Here is a 19,272-nt window from a genome sequence, read left to right on the forward strand (position 1 = left end):
GTTCACGTTGTTCCCTGTCGATGGAGCGGCATTATAGGGATCCCTGTTTTTTCCACAAGCGTTTTTTCGAATAAAATGATCAACTGCGTACTTTTCCACCCTTTCGTTGTGATCTTGCTCGATAAGCTGATTTTCTCTTCGATCTTATCCACTGTAAGTTTGTGATCCCTTCTTCACGGGCTATATTCCCAAAGGTTAAATCTCTTTCAAACGGAGTAATTCATGTCTCACTATCCATTGCGCACCTATCAGGGTGCGGCGCCCACCACGGGGGATCGCGTGATGATTGATCCTTCGAGCGTTGTCATTGGTGAAGTTGATCTGGCTGACGACGTTAGCATCTGGCCATTAGTGGCTATCCGGGGTGACGTAAATAAAGTCGTGATCGGCCGCAGAACCAATGTTCAGGACGGCAGTGTTTTGCACGTCACCCATCGCTCCCAGCATAATCCCGAAGGCTTCCCGCTGATTATTGGGGAAGATGTCACCGTAGGTCACAAGGCTATGCTGCATGGCTGCAAGATTGGCGATCGCGTTTTGGTCGGTATGGGATCGATTTTGCTGGATGGCGTGGTAGTTGAAGACGACGTCATGATCGGCGCGGGCAGTTTGGTGCCTCCGAGCAAAAGGCTGGAAAGTGGTTATCTCTATTTAGGCAGCCCGGTGAAGAAGATCAGGGAGCTTAGCGCCGAGGAACTCGAAGGGTTACTTTACTCATCAAACAACTATGTGAAGTGGAAAGATCTTTATCTGAACGATGCTGATCAAAAGCAGCTCTTCCCGAAATAAACTTTATATAAGAAGAAACGCCTGAACGCGTTAATGCGAATCAGGCGTTTTGGCATCTACTCAGCCCACTAAATCCTGTTTGAGCTGCTTGAGGACAGGTTCTATCTCCGGCATAACGCCATGCCAGAGATGGAATGCATGAGCTGCTTGGCCCACCAGCATTCCCAAGCCATCCGAACAGCTTTGAACGCCATGTTGTTGCGCCCACGCAATGAAAGGTGTCGGGCCGAGTTGGTAATACATGTCGTAGATACGAGTATTTGCCGCCAATAAAGAAGAAGGCAAGTCAGGGATCTCGCCGTGTATGCCCGAGGCTGTGGCATTGATGATGAGATCAAACTTCTCATTATTCAGGCCGTCCATCGGCAAAGCGCGGATCTCCCCCTTCCCTTTGAATAGCTCGCTAAGATGCTCGGCGCGGCTAAAGGTACGGTTGACCAGTGTCACTTGGCAATGATGGGAAAGCAGCGGAAGAATTACGCCGCGCGCCGCGCCGCCCGCGCCCACCAGCAGGACGCGATCGTTTTCATGCAACATGCCCAATCGAATAAGATCGCTGAGCATGCCGATGCCGTCGGTGTTGTCCCCCAGCAGTCGCCCATCATCAAGCTTCTTGAGGGTATTTACCGCTCCGGCCATCGAAGCCCTTTCGGTCAGTTCATCTGCTTTCGCAAAAGCCTGCTCTTTGAAAGGCGTGGTGATATTCGCTCCTTTCGCCCCCTCGGCAAAGAAAGCGTCAAGATACTCGGCGAACTCGTCACTAGGCGCCAGCACGGTGCCGTAAGTATGCTCAATGCCAGTTTGCTCGGCGAAAAGAGCATGAATTCTTGGGGATTTGCTGTGCGCTATTGGATTGCCAAACACGGCGAAAGAGGGCATCGAAAGATTCCTTAACCTTGACGGAAAAGATGGCCAGTCAGCGCATCTTTGATTTCTGAAGGATTTTGGCGTCCGCCGACATTACCTTCCAACACTGGGAATTCGTCGCCAAACTGTTGTTTAACTTCTTCGGCAAAGCGACAAGGCTCAAGGCCGCTTAGATTCGCACTGGTCGACACCAGAGGCTTACCAAACCGGCTGCACAGTTCTTTGACCAAAGGATGGTCGGTGACGCGTACGGCAAGTGTGGAGAACTGGCCGGTCAGCCACGAAGGGGTGGTCGCCTTGGCGGGCATCACCCAAGTCACAGGGCCGGGCCACTGGGAGAAGATGGTTGCGCGCTGCTCATCAGTCAGGGCGCTGTCATCTATATAAGGAAGAAGCTGCTGATAGTTATCGGCGATGAGGATCAGCCCTTTCTCACGCGGACGATGTTTAAGGCGGAGCAACTCTTCTACTGCAAGCTCGCTATCGGGATCGCAGCCCAAGCCAAAAACGGCCTCAGTCGGGTAAGCAATCACTTGCTGCTGGTTCAGCGCGTTCAGGACTTCTGTGAAATTGATTTCTTTATCGTTATTCATCTTGATCTTTGTTTATGTCGTTTACAGCCTTGCCACATGACTTGCTGGCACAAAAGAGCTTCACTCCCTGAGCCGTTTTCTTTTCCATTAACAACGGGTACTGGCAGTAACTGCATTGCCCGGCGACGGGCTTATTGTTTATCACAAACTGGCAATCCGGGTAACGGTCGCAGGCGTGAAAGGCTTTGCCAAAGCGGGATTTACGTTGAAGAAGGTGGCCCTGTTTGCATTGCGGGCAGGACAGGCTGGTTTCTTCAGGTTTATCGATAGTCTCAATATGGTCACATTCGGGGTAGTTGCTGCACCCAATGAACATGCCATAACGCCCCTGACGCAATACCATGGTGGATTGGCATTTCGGGCAAGATTGCCCCTCAAGGACTTTAACAACATGCCCGTCTGCCTGGCTTTTTAAAGGACGGATATACTCACAGGAGGGGTATGTTGAACAACTAAGAAAGGGGCCGTGACGACCGCTGCGGATCACCAATACAGCCCCACATTCTGGACATGTTTCATTTTGCTTTTCAGCAAAAAGTGCTGCTTTTGTCATACGCTACGCTTTATCCGTTATCTCTAATGCAGATAACCATCATTAACTTCAAATAGTAACTCTTCCATTTGCTCATAGGCATTTTCATATCCAGGGATATTGAAAAGCACCATTAATACGACCCATTTGAGATCTTCGAGATCAAATTCTTCGGTGTCGAGAGCCATGACACGATCGATAACCATTTCTCTGGTATCGAAATTCAATACTTTTATCTGTTCGAGGAATAACAAGAAACCACGGCAGTCGACATCAAGACGCCCCGCCTCCTCATTGGTATAAACACGTAATGCAAAGGGGTCTGCATCCAGTAAGTGCGATGGGGTTTCACCTTCTTGCAGCTCGGCGAGCTTTTCAAGCCAATTTAAAGCATTGTGGATATCGGTCCGATGGAAGCCTGCTTCAGCCAAATCGGCGGTTAACCTATCCTGGTCGACACTCATCTCCGCTTCGTTATGAATGTAAGTTTCAAATAAGTACATTAGTACGTCGAACATGGCCTGCCCTCCTAATTCGGACATAGCCGCCGGGTACAGCTGCGATCCATCCTGCTAACTCCAGTTCGAGTAGTTTACCTACCACGTCTGGCACAGGTTGGCCGGCACGTTCGGCGACGACGTCAACAGGTGTCACCTCATATTCTACGTTAGCCAACACATCAGCAAATGGCAATTCAACTTCGTTGTCTTGAGCATAAATAATCTCTTTTGTTGATGATTGAGCGCCGCTGGAAGCAGTTTGTGGCGTTGAACCATGAATTGCGGCGGGCAGCCATGTCAGCCCGCTACCGATTTGCTCGGCAATGTCATTGGGTTCAGTCACCAGATAAGCCCCCTGCTTGATAAGCCAGTGAGTCCCCACACTGGTGGCATTCTCTAGCGGGCCGGGCAAGGCAAAGACGTCTCGGTCTTGCTCCAACGCATAACGCGCCGTGATGAGAGAGCCGCTGCGTAAAGAGGCTTCGACCACCAGCACGCCCGCGCTCATGCCGCTGATAATTCGATTTCGGCGAGGAAAATTGGCTGGCATCGCCGGAGTATCAGGCCAAAGCTCCGACACCAAGGCACCTCCGCTTTCCAGAATGCGATCGGCAAGCCCAAGGTGACTGCGCGGGTGTATCTTCATCAACCCGCTTCCCAACACCGCAATGGTATTTCCTCCTGCCTCCAACGCGGCGCGATGACTAATGCCATCAATCCCTAGGGCTAGCCCGCTGGTAATTGTAAAACCACTGCTCACTAGCCCAGCCGCAAAGTACTGCGCCCACTGCTCGCCGTAATCGCTGTAGTGGCGACTGCCGACCATGGCTAATTGCGGCGTCGCCAATACGGGGAGCTGGCCTTTCACAAACAGCACCGGCGGAGCCGAGGAGATATGTTTGAGCATCGAGGGATAATGCGCATCTTGCAGCGTGATCAGGTGATGCGACTCAGCTTCTAACCAATTTAGAGCCGTAAAAATGCGTTGAGATTCAATATTGAAGAAACTCTGGATTTGCTCTTCACTCAGGCCGCAGGAGCTGAGCAATTTAGCGTCGCACTTACCGCCGCCGATAAAAGCTTCCACGATCTGGCATAGCGAGGCCGCATTTAGCCGCTTTATCGCTGACAAACGTAACCACATTTCCCTAAGTATCACTCGCATCCTCCTTAACAAAGTCCAGCTGGCTACTGCTCCAATTGCTAGAGGATGCTGTCAATCAGGGCGGGAAATGTCTAGAATAGAGTCTATATATCGTCAATCATTTGAATGAAGATCCAAAAAATTTATGTCCGTATTAAACATCTTACATTTCCCAGACGAGCGTCTTCGCATTACTGCAAAGCCGGTCAAAGAAGTTAACGCCGAAATCCAGCAAATCGTGGATGATATGTTCGAAACCATGTATGCCGAGGAAGGCATCGGTTTGGCCGCAACTCAGGTAGACATCCACCAGCGTATTATCGTTATCGATGTCTCTGAGAACCGCGATGAGCGTTTGGTGCTGATTAACCCTGAGCTGCTGGAACAGAGCGGCGAAACGGGTATCGAGGAAGGTTGTCTGTCGATCCCTGACCAGCGCGCTTTGATTCCGCGTGCTGAGAAAGTGAAAATCCGCGCACTCGACCGCGATGGCAAATCCTTTGAGCTTGAGGCCGATGACCTGCTGGCTATCTGTATCCAGCATGAAATGGATCACTTAGTCGGTAAGCTTTTCGTGGATTACTTGTCTCCACTGAAACGCCAGCGTATCCGCCAGAAGATGGAAAAAATGGCCAAGCTGAACGCTCGCGCTGACTGATTTTCGTCGATAACAGGAATGAGCTTTGCGCATTATATTTGCAGGAACACCTGACTTTGCAGCGCGTCATCTTGACGCGCTTTTAACATCTGAACATGAGGTGGTTGGGGTCTTTACTCAGCCAGACCGCCCTGCTGGCCGTGGCAACAAGCTGACGCCTAGCCCGGTGAAAACCTTGGCTCTCGAGCACGGCATTCCTGTATTCCAACCTAAGTCATTACGCCCGGCAGAGAGCCAGCAGCTGGTCGCTGAACTTAACGCGGATGTCATGGTGGTGGTGGCTTATGGGCTTATCCTGCCACAGGCCGTGTTAGATATGCCAAAACTGGGCTGCATCAATGTCCATGGCTCACTGCTGCCGCGCTGGCGTGGTGCCGCGCCGATTCAGCGTTCTTTGTGGGCAGGCGATAGCCAAACGGGCATCACCATCATGCAAATGGACGTTGGTCTGGATACCGGCAACATGCTGCACAAGATCGAATGCGATATTGAGCCGCAGGATACTAGCGCCACGCTGTATAACAAACTGGCAGAGCTTGGCCCGACCGGCATGCTGGCAACATTACAGCAGTTAGCAGAAGGCACGGCGCGTCCGGAAGTTCAGGATGAAGCTCTGGTGACGTATGCCGAAAAGCTGAGTAAGGAAGAGGCGCGTTTAGACTGGTCGCTCTCTGCCAAACAGCTTGAGCGCTGCATTCGCGCTTTCAATCCGTGGCCAATGAGCTATTTCGTCATTGATGAGCAGCCGGTAAAAGTGTGGCAAGCCGAGGCTCTGGATCAGCAGACCTCAGCCCAACCGGGCACAATAATCGCGGCTGGAAAAGCCGGGATACAGGTCGCTACTTCTGACGGTATTTTGAATATCTTGCAATTACAGCCGGCGGGCAAGAAAGCGATGTCAGTCCAAGACATCCTTAATTCACGCCGCGAATGGTTTATTGAAGGCAATATTCTCGCCTAATCATTGCCAATCGTACCCGGCCACCCGCCGGGTCATTTCCTTCTAATAAGCTGACCTTTGCAGCCTTTCTGACTATGAAAACAACCTATAATCTCCGCAGCATCGCTGCAAAAGCCATCAGCCAGGTTCTTGATCAAGGCCAGTCTCTTTCTACCGTTTTACCAGGGTTACAAAAGAATATTTCCGAGAAGGATCGCGGTTTACTGCAAGAGTTGTGCTTCGGGACGCTGCGCGTTCTGCCACAGCTCGAATGGTGTTTGCAGCAGCTGATGGCTAAACCCCTCACAGGTAAGCAGCGTACTTTGCATTATCTGCTGATGGTGGGCATCTATCAGTTGGTCCACACGCGTATTCCCGCTCACGCAGCATTAGCTGAAACCGTTGAAGGTGCCGTGGCGCTGAAACGCCCGCAGCTGAAAGGTCTGATTAATGGCGTATTGCGCCAATTCCAGCGCCAGCAGGAAGATTTGATTCAGCGAATGGAGAATACGGACAGTCGCTACCTGCACCCTAGCTGGCTGCTCAATCGCATTAAGAAGGCTTACCCAGAGCAGTGGGAAGCCATCATTGAAGCCAATAACCAGCGTCCGCCAATGTGGTTACGCGTAAATCGCATCCATCATTCGCGCGATGAATATCTGGCTCTGCTGCAAGCCGCCGGCATCGATGCTGCTCCTCACCCTGAATATGCCGATGCCCTGCGATTGCTAACGCCTTCAGCCGTGTCCGAATTACCCGGTTTTGCCGAGGGTTGGGTGACGGTGCAAGATGCCTCAGCCCAAGGCAGTGTTGATCTTCTTGATCCACAAGATGGCGAGATGATCCTCGACCTGTGCTGCGCGCCGGGCGGGAAAACCACTCATATTCTGGAAGCCGCGCCAAAGGCCCACGTGCTTGCGGTGGATGTGGATAAACAACGGCTGGTCCGCGTAAATGAAAACCTGCAACGGCTGAAATTGCATGCCGAAGTTAAACAAGGCGATGGTCGCGAGCCGCAGTCTTGGGCTGGCGATCGTCAGTTCGACAAGATTTTGCTCGATGCGCCTTGCTCTGCAACTGGCGTGATCCGCCGCCATCCAGACATCAAGTGGCTGCGCCGCGACAGTGATATTGCCGAGCTGGCAGGCTTGCAGCGCGAAATTCTCGACGCTATTTGGCCACGCTTGAAGCCGAATGGCGTGATGGTCTATGCGACATGCTCGATTTTGCCAGAAGAGAACAGCCAGCAGATAAAAGCATTCCTGCACGACCACCCGGAAGCGCAGCTGGTTGAGACTGGCAGTCTGGAAAATCCGGGCAGACAGAACTTGCCTCACGCTGAAGATGGCGACGGCTTCTATTACGCTAAACTGATTAAGTCAGCGAAGTAATTCCTAAGCGAGAATGAGCCTCTTATGAAAATTATTATTCTTGGTGCCGGGCAGGTTGGCGGGACACTGGCTGAGAACTTGGTGGGTGAAAACAACGACATCACCGTCGTTGACACCAACATGTCACGTTTGCGCCAGCTTCAGGATAAGTTCGACCTGCGGGTGGTTCAGGGATATGGCTCGCACCCAAGAGTGCTGCGCGAAGCCGGTGCAGAAGATGCCGATATGCTGGTTGCGGTGACCAATTCTGACGAAACTAACATGGTGGCGTGCCAGATTGCCTACTCGCTTTTCAACACGCCCAACCGTATCGCGCGTATTCGTTCTTCTGAATATATCCGTGAATCAGAAAAGCTCTTCAAGCCGGAAGCCGTGCCAATTGATCACCTGATCTCGCCCGAGCAGCTGGTTATCGATTACATCTACAAGCTGATTGAGTATCCGGGCGCTCTGCAAGTGGTCAACTTTGCCGAAGGTAAAGTCAGCATCGCGGCGGTCAAAGCCTATTACGGCGGCCCATTGGTCGGCAGCGCCCTGTCATCCATGCGCGAGCATATGCCGCACATTGAGACTCGCGTGGCGGCTATCTTCCGCCAAGATCGGCCTATTCGCCCACAAGGCTCGACCATTATTGAAGCCGGCGATGAAGTCTTCTTCGTTGCGGCCTCGCAGCACATTCGCGCCGTGATGAGCGAGCTTCAACGTTTGGAAAAGCCTTATAAACGCATCATGATTGTCGGCGGCGGGAATGTTGGTGCAGGTCTGGCTCAGCGTTTAGAGAAGAATTACAGCGTAAAACTTATCGAACGTAATCAGCAAAGGGCCGCTGAACTTGCCGAGATCTTGCAAGACACCATCGTGTTCTACGGCGACGCCTCTGACCAAGAGCTGCTCGCCGAAGAGCATATCGAGCAGGTCGACGTGTTTATCGCTATTACCAATGATGATGAAGCCAACATCATGTCGGCCATGCTGGCCAAGCGCATGGGTGCCAAAAAAGCCATGGTGCTTATCCAGCGCGGGGCTTATGTCGACTTGGTGCAGGGCAGCGTTATTGATATCGCCATTTCCCCGCAGCAAGCGACCATTTCAGCGCTGCTGGGTCACGTGCGTAAAGCGGATATTGTCAGCGTCTCCTCTCTTCGCCGTGGCGTGGCGGAAGCCATCGAGGCTATTGCTCACGGGGATGAGAGCACTTCGCGCGTCGTCGGCAGAACCGTCGAACAGATTAAGCTGCCGCCGGGTACCACCATCGGCGCTATCGTCAGGGGTAATGAAGTGATTATCGCCAACGGAGCGAGCCGCATTCAGCAGGGTGACCACGTGATCATGTTCATCACTGATAAGAAATTCGTGCGCGACGTCGAGAGATTGTTCCAGCCGAGTCCATTTTTCTTATAAAATGACGCGGGTGTTTGAATATTTATCAATGAATTGGAATCAATTCTTCAACTTTTGTAGCGCGGACGCAACAAATGGTCTTTACTTTGTTTGACACAAAGTATCGATTTGCCAAGGGGATGTTTTATGAGTTTTATGAAAGAGTTTCGTGAGTTTGCCATGCGTGGCAATGTTGTCGATCTTGCAGTCGGTGTGATCATCGGTGCAGCATTCGGCAAAATTGTGTCTTCGCTGGTCGCAGATATTATTATGCCACCACTGGGCTTGTTAATCGGCGGGGTGGATTTCAAGCAGTTCGAATGGGTTATACGCGAAGCTCAGGGCACAGTGCCTGCGGTTGTCATGAAGTATGGTGTGTTTATTCAGAACATTTTTGACTTTGTGATTGTTGCTTTGGCCATCTTCTGTGCCGTCAAATTGATGAACAAGATGCGTCGTAAAGAAGAAGCTGCTCCAGCTGAGCCACCAAAACCAACAGCAGAAGAAACCTTGCTGACAGAAATCCGCGATTTGCTTAAACAACAGCAAACGCCAAGATTGTAAAAGCAGTTCGTTTACCCATGAAAAAGCCATCATCTGATGGCTTTTTTTATACTAGAAGGACAGTGCTAAGAACCCGAATAAGTGCTTAGCACTGCCCTCCTGATAACCCTTCTTGCCGTTCTTCTCTTTTCTACGATAACTGCCTTTGCCTTTGAGATTCTTTTCTACTCGCTGTCTGAACAGTGGATCATGCAACAGAGCCTGAATCGCGTTGTCCTGAATGACACCTTTTTGATGCTTGTAGCTACTCATGTTGACCTCTTAATTAACTTTATTGTTTCGCTTCTTCAAACCGAGACACCGAGCTTATTTTTCTTTAACAGCACCAGCCTCGAGCGCCTCAAGAATAGAGCAACTTGCGCTGGAATGCGAAGAACCACAGCACGCTTTGCTTAGGCGCGTCAGGGAATCTTTCATTCGCTCTAATTCACTCAGCTTGGCTTCTACTTCCGCCAGTCTACTATCCACGATGGACTTGGATTCCTGACAGGTATGATGCGCCGGATCGATTCTCAAAGAAAGCAGCTCTTTGATAGCTTCCAGCGTAAAGCCCGTGGTTTTTGCATAGCGAATGAAGCGCAGACGCTGCAAATCTCGATTGTTATATTGGCGATAGCCAGAATCACTTCTTTCGCCGCATTCCATCATCCCCTGTTTCTCGTAGTAGCGAACCGTGTCGGTACTCACGTCTGCCAGCTTCGCAAGCTCGCCTATCTTATACATGCTACTTACCTCGCAATCTTTCAAGCAGCGGGTTTTGATAATCGCCGCGTAAGAAGTCGGTATTCTGACCTGCCTGCTGCAACCTCAGCTCAAGTAATTTTACTCTCTTCTCTAACTCAGTAAACCTGGCATCATCCGCAGTCAACGTTTGCAACAGCTGGTTCAGCTCAAGGGCCTCTTTTCTATCCTGTAACTCGGGCGGTAAAAAGCCAGAGTTCTTGAGGATTCGATAGGCCATTCTCAGCTCGGCAGGCACGTCGCTGTCGTCGTCAAGAAGCAGTGGACTACCGGCGCCTGGCAGATTGTCCAATTCACCTTTCTTAATAGCTTCGGCAATTTTTTGCTCGGCCATGGCATCACCAAGAAACATAAGCTCTCCAGTAAGCAAAATAGTGCGTATTAGAAAAAGATAACGGCTGAATAGGAAAAAGTTAGAGAAAAGATGCTTTCTGGCGCTGATGGAAATGTAGCAGGGAAAAGGCTGGGGAACTACGAGTTAACGACAGGCGTAAAAAAACCGGGCAAGCCCGGTTTTTTCATGCATCTACAGATTATTCAGCAGTTGCTACTTCTGCTTGTGACTCTGCACGATCAACGAGCTCGATGTATGCCATCGGCGCATTGTCGCCTGCACGGAAGCCACACTTAAGAATACGAGTGTAACCACCGGCACGGCTCGCGAAACGCGGGCCCAGTTCATTAAACAGTTTTGCCACGATCTCGTTATCACGAGTACGGGCGAATGCCAGACGACGATTTGCAACGTTGTCGGTCTTGGCAAGAGTAATCAGCGGCTCAACAACGCGACGCAGCTCTTTCGCTTTCGGCAGGGTCGTCTTGATGATTTCATGACGAACCAAAGAGCCGGCCATGTTACGGAACATAGCCTGTCTGTGGCTGCTGTTACGGTTCAGTTGACGACCACTCTTACGATGGCGCATGACCTTATCCTTCTCAGTAAAACCTTAACCTGTGATCCGGTTACTCGTCAGCGATGCTTGCTGGTGGCCAGTTTTCTAGGCGCATGCCCAGAGACAAACCACGGGAAGCAAGCACATCTTTAATCTCAGTAAGAGATTTTTTACCAAGGTTAGGCGTTTTAAGTAGCTCAACCTCAGTGCGCTGTACCAGATCACCGATGTAGTGGATTGCTTCTGCTTTGAGGCAGTTAGCAGAGCGGACAGTCAATTCCAGATCGTCAACAGGGCGCAACAAGATTGGATCGAATTCTGGCTTCTCTTCTTTAACTTCCGGCTGACGTACATCACGTAAATCAACGAAAGCTTCAAGTTGTTCAGCAAGAATGGTTGCCGCACGACGGATCGCCTCTTCAGGATCGATCGTACCGTTGGTTTCCATTTCGATAACCAGCTTGTCCAAATCGGTGCGCTGTTCTACACGCGCTGCTTCAACATTGTAGGCAATACGCTCTACAGGGCTGTAGCATGCATCTACTAACAGACGGCCAATTGGGCGCTCATCTTCTTCCGAATGAATTCGGGCAGACGCCGGCACATAACCACGACCGCGCTGAACTTTGATACGCATGCTAATAGCTGCGTTCTCATCGGTCAGGTGGCAGATAACGTGTTGCGGCTTGACGATTTCGACATCACCATCATGGGTAATGTCGGCTGCAGTCACAGGGCCAATGCCAGACTTATTCAGGGTAAGAATAACTTCATCTTTCCCTTGAACTCTCACCGCCAGCCCTTTCAGGTTGAGCAGGATCTCCAGGATATCTTCCTGTACGCCTTCTTTGGTGCTGTACTCATGCAGTACACCATCAATCTCAACCTCGGTCACCGCGCAACCCGGCATGGATGAAAGCAGAATACGGCGCAGTGCGTTGCCTAAAGTATGGCCAAAGCCACGTTCTAAAGGCTCAAGGGTCACCTTGGCGTGCGTCGAACTGACTTGCTCGATATCTACCAGGCGCGGTTTTAGAAACTCTGTCACAGAACCCTGCATTGTGTCCTCTCTTTGGTACTAAGCTTTACTTAGAGTAAAGCTCGACGATCAGGTGTTCGTTAATGTCAGCAGACAGATCAGTACGCTCAGGCTTACGCTTGAACACACCTTCCATCTTCGCAGCATCAACTTCAAGCCAAGTCGGCTTTTCACGCTGTTCAGCCAACTCCAAAGCGGCCTTAACGCGAGATTGCTTTTTAGCTTTCTCACGGATGCTGACAACGTCATTCGGAGATACCTGATAAGAAGCGATGTTAACAACGCGACCGTTTACCATAATAGCTTTGTGGCTAACTAACTGGCGCGATTCCGCACGAGTAGCGCCGAAGCCCATACGATAAACAACGTTGTCCAAACGCCCTTCAAGTAGTTGCAACAGGTTTTCACCGGTGTTGCCTTTAAGGCGAGCAGCTTCTTTATAATAGTTACGGAATTGACGCTCTAAGATGCCATAGATACGGCGAACTTTTTGCTTTTCACGCAACTGCACACCATAGTCAGACAGACGCGGTTTACGCGCACCATGCTGACCAGGAGCTTGTTCAATTTTACACTTGGTATCGATCGCTCGAACGCCAGATTTAAGGAATAAATCTGTGCCCTCACGACGGCTAAGCTTGAGCTTAGGACCCAAATATCTTGCCATTTTCTCTCTCCAACAATCCTAAAAGCAGCGTTATACGCGACGCTTTTTCGGCGGACGACAACCGTTATGAGGGATAGGAGTCACATCAGTAATATTAGTGATGCGGAAACCAGCCGCGTTTAATGCGCGGATAGTAGACTCACGACCAGGACCAGGTCCTTTAACCATAACTTCCAGATTCTTGATACCGTATTCTTTCACTGCGTCAGCGCAGCGCTCTGCTGCAACCTGAGCTGCGAACGGAGTGGATTTACGAGAACCACGGAAACCGGAACCACCAGCTGTTGCCCAACCCAAAGCATTACCCTGACGATCGGTAATGGTTACAATGGTGTTGTTGAAAGAAGCATGGATATGAGCCACGCCGTCAGAGACTTGTTTTCTTACACGTTTACGTGTACGAACAGGTGCCTTTGCCATTTATTCAATCACCCCGATTATTTCTTGATCGGTTTACGCGGACCCTTACGGGTACGTGCGTTAGTCTTAGTACGCTGACCGCGCACTGGAAGACCACGACGATGACGCAAACCACGATAAGTCCCAAGGTCCATAAGACGCTTGATGCTCAGGGTGACTTCACGACGCAGATCACCTTCAACAATGAACTTGGCAACTTCGTCACGCAGCTTTTCGATTTGCTCTTCAGACAGCTCACTGATCTTAACATTTTCAGCAATACCCGACGCTGCACAGATAGCCTGTGAACGGGTTTTACCGATGCCGTAGATCGAAGTTAATGCGATCACGGTATGTTTTTGATCAGGAATGTTAATGCCTGCTATACGGGCCACTATGCACTCCTACTATTTATATACGGCAACACCATTCTGAAAAGCCCGTTTTCAGGATACTCAAATAGTGTTGCAGCTTACATACAAAAGATTGGCTGGCTAATCTAGCCAGCTCAACCCAACTTTGCAAGAAAAATATGCGAGATAATCAGCCTTGACGCTGTTTATGCTTCGGCTCGGCGCTGCAGATTACGCGAACGATACCGTTACGCTTAACGATTTTGCAGTTACGACATAATTTCTTGACGGAAGCACGAACTTTCATTTTTACTCTCCGTAACTTCGCAAACGCACCAGATTAGCGGTTATAGCCTTTCAGGTTTGCTTTCTTCAATGCAGACTCGTACTGACTTGACATCATCAGAGTTTGCACTTGAGCCATAAAGTCCATAATGACGACAACTACGATTAGTAGTGAGGTACCACCAAAGTAGAATGGCACTTTCATTGCGTCACGCATGAACTCCGGGATAAGGCAGATGAAAGTAATATACATCGCACCGATTAAGGTTAAACGAGTCATTACTTTATCGATGTACTTCGCCGTTTGCTCTCCCGGACGAATTCCTGGTACAAATGCACCGGACTTCTTCAGGTTATCTGCTGTCTCGCGTGGGTTGAAAACCAACGCAGTATAAAAGAAACAGAAGAAGATGATTGCAGTCGCATAGAGTAACACATAAAGCGGTTGCCCAGGCTGCAAATACAGCGAAATCGTAGTCAGCCAGTTCCAACCAGTCCCGCCCCCAAACCATGATGCAATCGTGGCAGGGAACAGAATAATGCTGGAAGCGAAGATCGCTGGGATAACCCCGGCCATATTCACTTTCAACGGTAAGTGCGTGCTCTGTGCTGCATAAACACGACGACCTTGTTGACGTTTAGCATAGTTAACGACGATACGACGTTGGCCACGCTCTACAAACACAACAAAGAAAGTCACTGCAAACACTAAAACTGCAACCAACAGCAACAGGAGGAAGTGCAGGTCGCCTTGCCGAGCTTGTTCGATAGTATGAGCTACTGCCGGTGGCAGACCTGCTACGATACCTGCGAAAATTATGATTGAGATACCGTTACCGATACCGCGTTCAGTAATCTGCTCGCCTAACCACATCAGGAACATTGTCCCGGTGACCAAGCTCACAACCGCTGTAAAGTAGAAGGCAAAGCCTGGGTTTAACACCAGGCCTTGCATACCAGGCATGTTCGGTAAACCGGTAGCAATACCGATTGACTGGAACACAGCTAATACCAGCGTACCGTAGCGAGTGTACTGGCTAATCTTACGACGGCCAGCCTCCCCTTCTTTCTTAATCTCTGCTAACGCTGGATGAACCACCGTCAGCAGCTGGATAATAATCGATGCCGAAATGTACGGCATGATACCCAATGCAAAGATAGAAGCACGGCTGAGAGCACCACCAGAGAACATGTTAAACATTTCAATGATGGTGCCTCTTTGCTGCTCGAGCAATTTGGCAAGTACAGTGGCATCAATACCAGGGATCGGAATAAAAGAGCCGATACGGAAAACGATCAACGCACCGATAACAAACAAAAGTCTGCGCTTCAGTTCGCCTAGTCCACCCTTGGCACTTTGGAAATCTAACCCCGGTTGCTTAGCCATCTGCTACTTATTCCTCAATTTTACCGCCAGCAGCTTCGATAGCAGCACGAGCGCCTTTGGTGACACGCAAACCACGCAGAGTTACCGCACGACCAACTTCGCCAGAAAGAATAACTTTCGCGAACTCGATCTGGATACCAACTACGTTAGCGGCTTTCAGCGTGCTCAGGTCGATTACGTCGCCTTCTACAAGAGCAAGTTCAGACAGACGAACTTCTGCCGTGATCATTGCTTTACGAGAGGTGAAGCCGAATTTCGGCAAACGACGGTATAAAGGCATCTGACCACCTTCAAAACCACGACGTACGCCACCACCAGAACGTGAGTTCTGACCTTTGTGACCACGACCGCCGGTTTTACCCAGGCCAGAACCAATACCACGACCTACACGCTTCGGCGCTTGTTTGGCACCTTCAGCCGGAGACAGAGTATTTAAACGCATCTCTTACTCCTCAACCTTAACCATGTAGGAAACCAGGTTGATCATACCGCGTACAGCAGGAGTATCCTCACGCTCTACAGTATGACCAATACGACGCAGACCTAAGCCTAACAGCGTTGCCTTGTGTTTCGGCAAGCGGCCAATAGAGCTGCGAGTTTGTGTTACTTTAATAGTCTTTGCCATGGTTAATTACCCCAGAATTTCTTCAACGGATTTACCACGCTTGGCAGCGACCATTTGTGGGGATTTCATATTTGCCAGAGCGTCGATAGTTGCACGAACCACGTTGATCGGGTTTGTAGAACCATAAGCTTTAGCCAATACGTTATGCACCCCAGCGACTTCCAGGACGGCACGCATTGCACCACCGGCGATAATACCGGTACCTTCGGAAGCCGGCTGCATGAACACACGGGAACCCGTATGAGCACCTTTAACAGGATGCTGCAGGGTGCCGCTGTTCAGCGCGACATTCATCATGTTGCGACGGGCTTTTTCCATCGCTTTCTGGATCGCTGCCGGAACTTCGCGTGCTTTGCCGTAGCCAAAACCAACGCGACCGTTACCATCACCAACTACTGTCAGTGCGGTAAAGCTGAAGATACGGCCACCTTTTACGGTTTTAGATACGCGGTTTACCGCGATCAGCTTTTCCTGCAGTTCGCCAGCTTGTTTTTCGATGTGAGCCATCTTAAACCTCTTCCTTAGAACTGAAGGCCAGCTTCACGGGCAGCATCTGCCAGTGCCTGGACTCGACCATGATATTGGAAACCGGAACGGTCAAAGGATACTTTCGTGATCCCTTTTTCCAATGCGCGTTCTGCGATAGCTTTACCTACAGCAGTGGCAGCATCTTTGTTGCCGGTATACTTCAGTTGCTCAGTAATAGTTTTTTCTACAGTAGATGCAGCAACTAATACTTCAGAACCGTTTGGTGCGATAACCTGTGCGTAAATATGACGCGGGGTACGATGTACCACCAGACGTGTCGCACCCAATTCTTTGAGCTTGCGGCGTGCGCGGGTCGCACGACGGATACGAGCAGATTTCTTATCCATAGTGTTACCTTACTTCTTCTTAGCCTCTTTGGTACGCACGACTTCGTCGGCGTAACGGACACCCTTGCCTTTATAAGGCTCAGGACGACGGTAGGCACGTAAATCCGCTGCAACCTGACCGATAACTTGTTTATCAGCGCCTTTCAGCACGATTTCAGTTTGGGTCGGACATTCAGCAGTGATGCCTTCCGGCAGCTGGTGATCTACTGGGTGAGAGAAGCCTAAAGCTAAATTCACCACATTGCCTTTAACGGCAGCACGATAACCAACGCCAACCAATTGAAGCTTTTTAGTGAAGCCATCGGTAACACCAACAACCATTGCGTTCAACAGTGCACGAGTAGTACCCGCTTGGGCCCAACCGTCAACAAAACCTTCACGCGGGGTGAAAGTGATGGTGTTTTCTTCCTGTTTTACTACAACGGCGTCATGGATAGTACGTGACAGCTCGCCGTTTTTACCCTTAATCGTAATAACCTGACCGTTGAGTTTTACCTCTACGCCGGCAGGAATGACGACGGGTGCTTTTGCAACACGAGACATTCTTTCCTCCCGATTAAGCTACGTAGCAGATAATCTCGCCACCAAGACCAGCCTGGCGAGCTGCACGATCAGTCATAACACCTTTAGAGGTAGAAATAACAGCGATACCCATACCGGCCATTACTTTTGGCAGCTCATCTTTTTTCTTATAGATGCGCAGACCTGGACGGCTGATACGTTGAATGCTTTCTACCACTGCCTTGCCCTGGAAGTACTTCAGTACTAATTCCAGTTCAGGTTTGGCGTCGCCTTCGATTTTAAATTCTTCAATATAACCTTCTTCCTTCAGCACGTTGGCAATTGCCACTTTCAGCTTGGAGGAAGGCATGGTGACCGCAACTTTGTTCGCGGCTTGACCGTTACGGATACGGGTCAGCATATCCGCGATCGGATCTTGCATGCTCATCTGTCTTTACTCCCGTGATTCAATTGGTGAAAATTACCAGCTAGCCTTTTTAAGACCCGGAATTTCACCGCGCATAGCGGCTTCACGGACCTTAATACGGCTCAACCCGAACTTCCGCAGGAAAGCATGCGGACGACCAGTTTGACGGCAGCGGTTACGCTGACGAGACGGGCTGGAATCACGCGGCAGAGACTGCAGCTTAAGAACCGCATCCCAACGATCTTCGTCGGAAGAGTTCACACCAGAGATAATAGCTTTCAATTCCTCGCGTTTAGCGCGGTACTTGTCAGCCAGTTTCACGCGAACGACTTCGCGTGCTTTCATGGATTGCTTAGCCATTAGTAACCCTGCCTTACTTGCGGAACGGGAAGTTAAAGGCAGCCAGCAGAGCGCGGCCTTCATCATCGGATTTCGCAGTAGTGGTGATAGTAATATCTAAACCACGAACGCGATCGACTTTATCATAATCGATTTCCGGGAAGATGATCTGTTCACGCACGCCCATGCTGTAGTTACCACGACCATCGAAAGACTTAGCAGACAAGCCGCGGAAGTCACGAATACGTGGAACAGCAATAGAGACCAGACGCTCAAAGAACTCCCACATGCGTTCGCCACGCAGAGTTACTTTACAGCCGATCGGATAGCCCTGACGGATTTTGAAGCCTGCAACTGATTTGCGTGCTTTGGTGATCAACGGTTTTTGACCGGAGATTGCTGCCAGGTCAGCTGCTGCGTTATCCAGCAGTTTCTTGTCAGCGATCGCTTCACCTACACCCATGTTCAGGGTGATCTTCTCGACCCGAGGGACTTGCATGACAGAATTGTAACCAAACTCAGTCATGAGTTTTTTTACGACATCGTCTTTGTAGTAATCATGCAGTTTCGCCATCGTACTACTCCAAATTACTTGATAGTTTCGCTGTTAGACTTGAAGAAACGGACTTTTTTGCCGTCTTCGAATCTAAAGCCTACACGGTCAGCCTTACCGGTTGCCGCGTTGAAGATAGCAACGTTAGAAACCTGAATTGCAGCTTCTTTTTCAACGATGCCGCCTGGTTGGTTCAGAGCCGGGACAGGCTTCTGATGTTTCTTAACCAGGTTGATACCTTCAACAATGACCTTACCAGAAGACAGGACATTTTTTACTTTACCGCGCTTACCTTTATCTTTGCCGGTAAGCAGGATAACTTCGTCATCACGACGGATTTTCGCTGCCATGGTTCGCTCCTTAGAGTACTTCTGGTGCCAGAGAGATAATTTTCATGAACTTCTCATTACGCAGTTCACGAGTTACCGGCCCAAAAATACGCGTGCCGATTGGCTGCTCGCTGTTATTGTTTAAAATAACGCATGCATTACCATCGAAGCGAATGACAGAACCGTCCGGGCGACGAACACCCTTCTTGGTGCGCACCACTACCGCCTTCAGCACATCGCCTTTCTTCACCTTACCGCGAGGAATTGCTTCCTTGATGGTAATTTTGATGATGTCGCCGACGCCTGCGTAGCGACGGTGCGAGCCACCTAGAACCTTGATACACATTACGCGACGTGCACCGGAGTTGTCGGCCACGGTCAGCATAGTCTGTTCTTGGATCATGTTAGTGCTCCGCTAATGTCAACTACAACTTTAGGACCCAGGAATAGGTCGTTAAGAAATCCCCATAAATGAGGGCGCGGCATTATAACACCGGTTCC

The 19,272-nt window shown here is 50.1% G+C and carries 31 protein-coding genes; 6 read left to right on the forward strand and 25 right to left on the reverse strand.

Annotation, left to right across the window (positions count from 1 at the left end; all coding sequences use genetic code 11):
- Positions 1–222: 222 nt before the first annotated feature.
- Positions 223–789, forward strand: coding sequence for a gamma carbonic anhydrase family protein (locus GEAM_RS16530; RefSeq protein ID WP_034793636.1), 567 nt, complete (start codon positions 223–225; stop codon positions 787–789).
- 60 nt (positions 790–849) lie between these two features.
- On the opposite strand, the gene aroE is transcribed toward GEAM_RS16530, so the two are convergent.
- Genes aroE through dprA form a run of 5 tightly spaced genes read right to left on the reverse strand, consistent with a single transcriptional unit; the run spans position 850 to position 4,440 of the window.
- Positions 850–1,668 carry a shikimate dehydrogenase gene (gene aroE / locus GEAM_RS16535; protein WP_034793639.1) on the reverse strand — a complete coding sequence of 273 codons (819 nt, stop codon included), beginning with the start codon at positions 1,666–1,668 and terminating at the stop codon, positions 850–852.
- An 11-nt stretch (positions 1,669–1,679) separates the two neighbouring features.
- The gene (gene tsaC / locus GEAM_RS16540; RefSeq protein WP_034793641.1) at positions 1,680–2,249 is read right to left on the reverse strand and encodes an L-threonylcarbamoyladenylate synthase type 1 TsaC; all 570 of its coding nucleotides are present in this window, start codon (positions 2,247–2,249) and stop codon (positions 1,680–1,682) included.
- Entirely contained in the window at positions 2,242–2,802 is a 561-nt protein-coding gene (locus tag GEAM_RS22830; protein WP_072009916.1) for a DNA topoisomerase family protein, read from the reverse strand. The genes tsaC and GEAM_RS22830 overlap by 8 nt, the downstream gene beginning before the upstream one ends.
- 23 nt (positions 2,803–2,825) lie before the next feature.
- Positions 2,826–3,299, reverse strand: coding sequence for a DUF494 family protein (locus tag GEAM_RS16550; protein ID WP_034793645.1), 474 nt, complete (start codon positions 3,297–3,299; stop codon positions 2,826–2,828).
- On the reverse strand, positions 3,271–4,440 hold the full coding sequence (gene dprA / locus GEAM_RS16555) for a DNA-protecting protein DprA (RefSeq protein WP_034794113.1): 1,170 nt from the start codon (positions 4,438–4,440) through the stop codon (positions 3,271–3,273). Before dprA ends, GEAM_RS16550 begins: the two co-directional genes overlap by 29 nt.
- Before the next feature lie 130 nt (positions 4,441–4,570).
- On the opposite strand from dprA, the gene def reads away from it, so the two are divergent.
- The 5 genes from def (at position 4,571) to mscL (ending at position 9,358) form a co-directional block, all read left to right on the forward strand.
- Positions 4,571–5,083: a peptide deformylase gene (gene def, locus GEAM_RS16560; protein WP_034793647.1), complete on the forward strand. Its 513-nt coding sequence runs from the start codon at positions 4,571–4,573 to the stop codon at positions 5,081–5,083.
- A 25-nt stretch (positions 5,084–5,108) separates the two neighbouring features.
- Positions 5,109–6,044, forward strand: coding sequence for a methionyl-tRNA formyltransferase (gene fmt, locus GEAM_RS16565; RefSeq protein ID WP_034793648.1), 936 nt, complete (start codon positions 5,109–5,111; stop codon positions 6,042–6,044).
- Between the two features lie 74 nt (positions 6,045–6,118).
- Positions 6,119–7,414, forward strand: coding sequence for a 16S rRNA (cytosine(967)-C(5))-methyltransferase RsmB (rsmB, locus tag GEAM_RS16570; RefSeq protein WP_034793650.1), 1,296 nt, complete (start codon positions 6,119–6,121; stop codon positions 7,412–7,414).
- Positions 7,415–7,438: 24 nt separating this feature from the next.
- The gene (gene trkA, locus GEAM_RS16575) at positions 7,439–8,815 is read left to right on the forward strand and encodes a Trk system potassium transporter TrkA (protein ID WP_034793653.1); all 1,377 of its coding nucleotides are present in this window, start codon (positions 7,439–7,441) and stop codon (positions 8,813–8,815) included.
- Positions 8,816–8,941: 126 nt separating this feature from the next.
- Positions 8,942–9,358: a large-conductance mechanosensitive channel protein MscL gene (gene mscL / locus GEAM_RS16580; protein ID WP_034793655.1), complete on the forward strand. Its 417-nt coding sequence runs from the start codon at positions 8,942–8,944 to the stop codon at positions 9,356–9,358.
- Positions 9,359–9,409: 51 nt separating this feature from the next.
- On the opposite strand, the gene GEAM_RS16585 is transcribed toward mscL, so the two are convergent.
- The 20 genes from GEAM_RS16585 to rplN all read right to left on the reverse strand — a co-directional run bounded on the left by GEAM_RS16585 (position 9,410) and on the right by rplN (position 19,174).
- Positions 9,410–9,610 (reverse strand): alternative ribosome-rescue factor A, encoded by a 201-nt coding sequence (locus GEAM_RS16585; protein ID WP_034793658.1) that lies wholly within the window; start codon positions 9,608–9,610, stop codon positions 9,410–9,412.
- Positions 9,611–9,664: 54 nt separating this feature from the next.
- Entirely contained in the window at positions 9,665–10,081 is a 417-nt protein-coding gene (gene zntR / locus GEAM_RS16590) for a Zn(2+)-responsive transcriptional regulator (protein WP_034793659.1), read from the reverse strand.
- A 1-nt stretch (position 10,082) separates the two neighbouring features.
- Positions 10,083–10,451: a DnaJ family domain-containing protein gene (locus tag GEAM_RS16595; protein ID WP_034793660.1), complete on the reverse strand. Its 369-nt coding sequence runs from the start codon at positions 10,449–10,451 to the stop codon at positions 10,083–10,085.
- A 181-nt stretch (positions 10,452–10,632) separates the two neighbouring features.
- Positions 10,633–11,022, reverse strand: a complete 390-nt coding sequence (gene rplQ, locus GEAM_RS16600) for a 50S ribosomal protein L17 (RefSeq protein WP_034793661.1) — start codon at positions 11,020–11,022, stop codon at positions 10,633–10,635.
- 40 nt (positions 11,023–11,062) lie between these two features.
- Positions 11,063–12,052, reverse strand: a complete 990-nt coding sequence (locus tag GEAM_RS16605; protein WP_002919219.1) for a DNA-directed RNA polymerase subunit alpha — start codon at positions 12,050–12,052, stop codon at positions 11,063–11,065.
- A gap of 25 nt (positions 12,053–12,077) precedes the next feature.
- Complete coding sequence (rpsD, locus tag GEAM_RS16610) at positions 12,078–12,698, reverse strand: 30S ribosomal protein S4 (protein WP_034793662.1); 621 nt, start codon at positions 12,696–12,698, stop codon at positions 12,078–12,080.
- Between the two features lie 30 nt (positions 12,699–12,728).
- A complete protein-coding gene (gene rpsK, locus GEAM_RS16615; RefSeq protein WP_004929731.1) occupies positions 12,729–13,118 on the reverse strand; it encodes a 30S ribosomal protein S11 in 390 nt (129 codons plus the stop codon).
- Between the two features lie 17 nt (positions 13,119–13,135).
- A complete protein-coding gene (gene rpsM / locus GEAM_RS16620) occupies positions 13,136–13,492 on the reverse strand; it encodes a 30S ribosomal protein S13 (protein ID WP_034793665.1) in 357 nt (118 codons plus the stop codon).
- A 148-nt stretch (positions 13,493–13,640) separates the two neighbouring features.
- Positions 13,641–13,757 (reverse strand): 50S ribosomal protein L36, encoded by a 117-nt coding sequence (gene rpmJ, locus GEAM_RS16625; RefSeq protein ID WP_012768118.1) that lies wholly within the window; start codon positions 13,755–13,757, stop codon positions 13,641–13,643.
- A 33-nt stretch (positions 13,758–13,790) separates the two neighbouring features.
- Positions 13,791–15,122: a preprotein translocase subunit SecY gene (gene secY, locus GEAM_RS16630; protein WP_034793668.1), complete on the reverse strand. Its 1,332-nt coding sequence runs from the start codon at positions 15,120–15,122 to the stop codon at positions 13,791–13,793.
- A gap of 7 nt (positions 15,123–15,129) precedes the next feature.
- Entirely contained in the window at positions 15,130–15,564 is a 435-nt protein-coding gene (rplO, locus tag GEAM_RS16635; RefSeq protein ID WP_034793669.1) for a 50S ribosomal protein L15, read from the reverse strand.
- 3 nt (positions 15,565–15,567) lie between these two features.
- Positions 15,568–15,747: a 50S ribosomal protein L30 gene (gene rpmD, locus GEAM_RS16640; RefSeq protein WP_013573701.1), complete on the reverse strand. Its 180-nt coding sequence runs from the start codon at positions 15,745–15,747 to the stop codon at positions 15,568–15,570.
- A 6-nt stretch (positions 15,748–15,753) separates the two neighbouring features.
- Entirely contained in the window at positions 15,754–16,254 is a 501-nt protein-coding gene (gene rpsE, locus GEAM_RS16645) for a 30S ribosomal protein S5 (protein ID WP_013573700.1), read from the reverse strand.
- Between the two features lie 14 nt (positions 16,255–16,268).
- Positions 16,269–16,622 (reverse strand): 50S ribosomal protein L18, encoded by a 354-nt coding sequence (gene rplR, locus GEAM_RS16650; protein ID WP_034793671.1) that lies wholly within the window; start codon positions 16,620–16,622, stop codon positions 16,269–16,271.
- 9 nt (positions 16,623–16,631) lie between these two features.
- Complete coding sequence (gene rplF, locus GEAM_RS16655) at positions 16,632–17,165, reverse strand: 50S ribosomal protein L6 (protein ID WP_034793673.1); 534 nt, start codon at positions 17,163–17,165, stop codon at positions 16,632–16,634.
- A gap of 13 nt (positions 17,166–17,178) precedes the next feature.
- Complete coding sequence (rpsH, locus tag GEAM_RS16660) at positions 17,179–17,571, reverse strand: 30S ribosomal protein S8 (RefSeq protein WP_013573697.1); 393 nt, start codon at positions 17,569–17,571, stop codon at positions 17,179–17,181.
- Positions 17,572–17,604: 33 nt separating this feature from the next.
- Entirely contained in the window at positions 17,605–17,910 is a 306-nt protein-coding gene (gene rpsN / locus GEAM_RS16665) for a 30S ribosomal protein S14 (RefSeq protein ID WP_013573696.1), read from the reverse strand.
- Between the two features lie 13 nt (positions 17,911–17,923).
- Positions 17,924–18,463, reverse strand: a complete 540-nt coding sequence (gene rplE / locus GEAM_RS16670) for a 50S ribosomal protein L5 (protein WP_034793676.1) — start codon at positions 18,461–18,463, stop codon at positions 17,924–17,926.
- Positions 18,464–18,477: 14 nt separating this feature from the next.
- Positions 18,478–18,792: a 50S ribosomal protein L24 gene (gene rplX, locus GEAM_RS16675; protein ID WP_034793679.1), complete on the reverse strand. Its 315-nt coding sequence runs from the start codon at positions 18,790–18,792 to the stop codon at positions 18,478–18,480.
- Positions 18,793–18,802: 10 nt separating this feature from the next.
- The gene (gene rplN / locus GEAM_RS16680) at positions 18,803–19,174 is read right to left on the reverse strand and encodes a 50S ribosomal protein L14 (RefSeq protein ID WP_008457164.1); all 372 of its coding nucleotides are present in this window, start codon (positions 19,172–19,174) and stop codon (positions 18,803–18,805) included.
- Between the last annotated feature and the right edge of the window lie 98 nt (positions 19,175–19,272).

Source organism: Ewingella americana ATCC 33852 (assembly GCF_000735345.1).
GTDB lineage: Bacteria > Pseudomonadota > Gammaproteobacteria > Enterobacterales > Enterobacteriaceae > Ewingella > Ewingella americana.

Bases quoted from the DNA above. Each gene is read 5' to 3' on its own strand.
- rplN (WP_008457164.1), bottom strand. From the start codon at position 19,174: ATGATCCAAGAACAGACTATGCTGACCGTGGCCGACAACTCCGGTGCA.
- GEAM_RS16605 (WP_002919219.1), bottom strand. From the start codon at position 12,052: ATGCAGGGTTCTGTGACAGAGTTTCTAAAACCGCGCCTGGTAGATATC.
- rplO (WP_034793669.1), bottom strand. From the start codon at position 15,564: ATGCGTTTAAATACTCTGTCTCCGGCTGAAGGTGCCAAACAAGCGCCG.
- rsmB (WP_034793650.1), top strand. From the start codon at position 6,119: ATGAAAACAACCTATAATCTCCGCAGCATCGCTGCAAAAGCCATCAGC.
- rpmD (WP_013573701.1), bottom strand. From the start codon at position 15,747: ATGGCAAAGACTATTAAAGTAACACAAACTCGCAGCTCTATTGGCCGC.
- GEAM_RS16530 (WP_034793636.1), top strand. From the start codon at position 223: ATGTCTCACTATCCATTGCGCACCTATCAGGGTGCGGCGCCCACCACG.
- rpsE (WP_013573700.1), bottom strand. From the start codon at position 16,254: ATGGCTCACATCGAAAAACAAGCTGGCGAACTGCAGGAAAAGCTGATC.
- GEAM_RS16585 (WP_034793658.1), bottom strand. From the start codon at position 9,610: ATGAGTAGCTACAAGCATCAAAAAGGTGTCATTCAGGACAACGCGATT.
- trkA (WP_034793653.1), top strand. From the start codon at position 7,439: ATGAAAATTATTATTCTTGGTGCCGGGCAGGTTGGCGGGACACTGGCT.
- rplQ (WP_034793661.1), bottom strand. From the start codon at position 11,022: ATGCGCCATCGTAAGAGTGGTCGTCAACTGAACCGTAACAGCAGCCAC.
- GEAM_RS16595 (WP_034793660.1), bottom strand. From the start codon at position 10,451: ATGTTTCTTGGTGATGCCATGGCCGAGCAAAAAATTGCCGAAGCTATT.
- tsaC (WP_034793641.1), bottom strand. From the start codon at position 2,249: ATGAATAACGATAAAGAAATCAATTTCACAGAAGTCCTGAACGCGCTG.
- rpmJ (WP_012768118.1), bottom strand. From the start codon at position 13,757: ATGAAAGTTCGTGCTTCCGTCAAGAAATTATGTCGTAACTGCAAAATC.
- secY (WP_034793668.1), bottom strand. From the start codon at position 15,122: ATGGCTAAGCAACCGGGGTTAGATTTCCAAAGTGCCAAGGGTGGACTA.
- rplX (WP_034793679.1), bottom strand. From the start codon at position 18,792: ATGGCAGCGAAAATCCGTCGTGATGACGAAGTTATCCTGCTTACCGGC.
- rpsK (WP_004929731.1), bottom strand. From the start codon at position 13,118: ATGGCAAAGGCACCTGTTCGTACACGTAAACGTGTAAGAAAACAAGTC.
- aroE (WP_034793639.1), bottom strand. From the start codon at position 1,668: ATGCCCTCTTTCGCCGTGTTTGGCAATCCAATAGCGCACAGCAAATCC.
- zntR (WP_034793659.1), bottom strand. From the start codon at position 10,081: ATGTATAAGATAGGCGAGCTTGCGAAGCTGGCAGACGTGAGTACCGAC.
- rplE (WP_034793676.1), bottom strand. From the start codon at position 18,463: ATGGCGAAACTGCATGATTACTACAAAGACGATGTCGTAAAAAAACTC.
- rpsH (WP_013573697.1), bottom strand. From the start codon at position 17,571: ATGAGCATGCAAGATCCGATCGCGGATATGCTGACCCGTATCCGTAAC.
- rplF (WP_034793673.1), bottom strand. From the start codon at position 17,165: ATGTCTCGTGTTGCAAAAGCACCCGTCGTCATTCCTGCCGGCGTAGAG.
- rpsN (WP_013573696.1), bottom strand. From the start codon at position 17,910: ATGGCTAAGCAATCCATGAAAGCACGCGAAGTCGTTCGCGTGAAACTG.
- def (WP_034793647.1), top strand. From the start codon at position 4,571: ATGTCCGTATTAAACATCTTACATTTCCCAGACGAGCGTCTTCGCATT.
- mscL (WP_034793655.1), top strand. From the start codon at position 8,942: ATGAGTTTTATGAAAGAGTTTCGTGAGTTTGCCATGCGTGGCAATGTT.
- rplR (WP_034793671.1), bottom strand. From the start codon at position 16,622: ATGGATAAGAAATCTGCTCGTATCCGTCGTGCGACCCGCGCACGCCGC.
- rpsD (WP_034793662.1), bottom strand. From the start codon at position 12,698: ATGGCAAGATATTTGGGTCCTAAGCTCAAGCTTAGCCGTCGTGAGGGC.
- GEAM_RS22830 (WP_072009916.1), bottom strand. From the start codon at position 2,802: ATGACAAAAGCAGCACTTTTTGCTGAAAAGCAAAATGAAACATGTCCA.
- GEAM_RS16550 (WP_034793645.1), bottom strand. From the start codon at position 3,299: ATGTTCGACGTACTAATGTACTTATTTGAAACTTACATTCATAACGAA.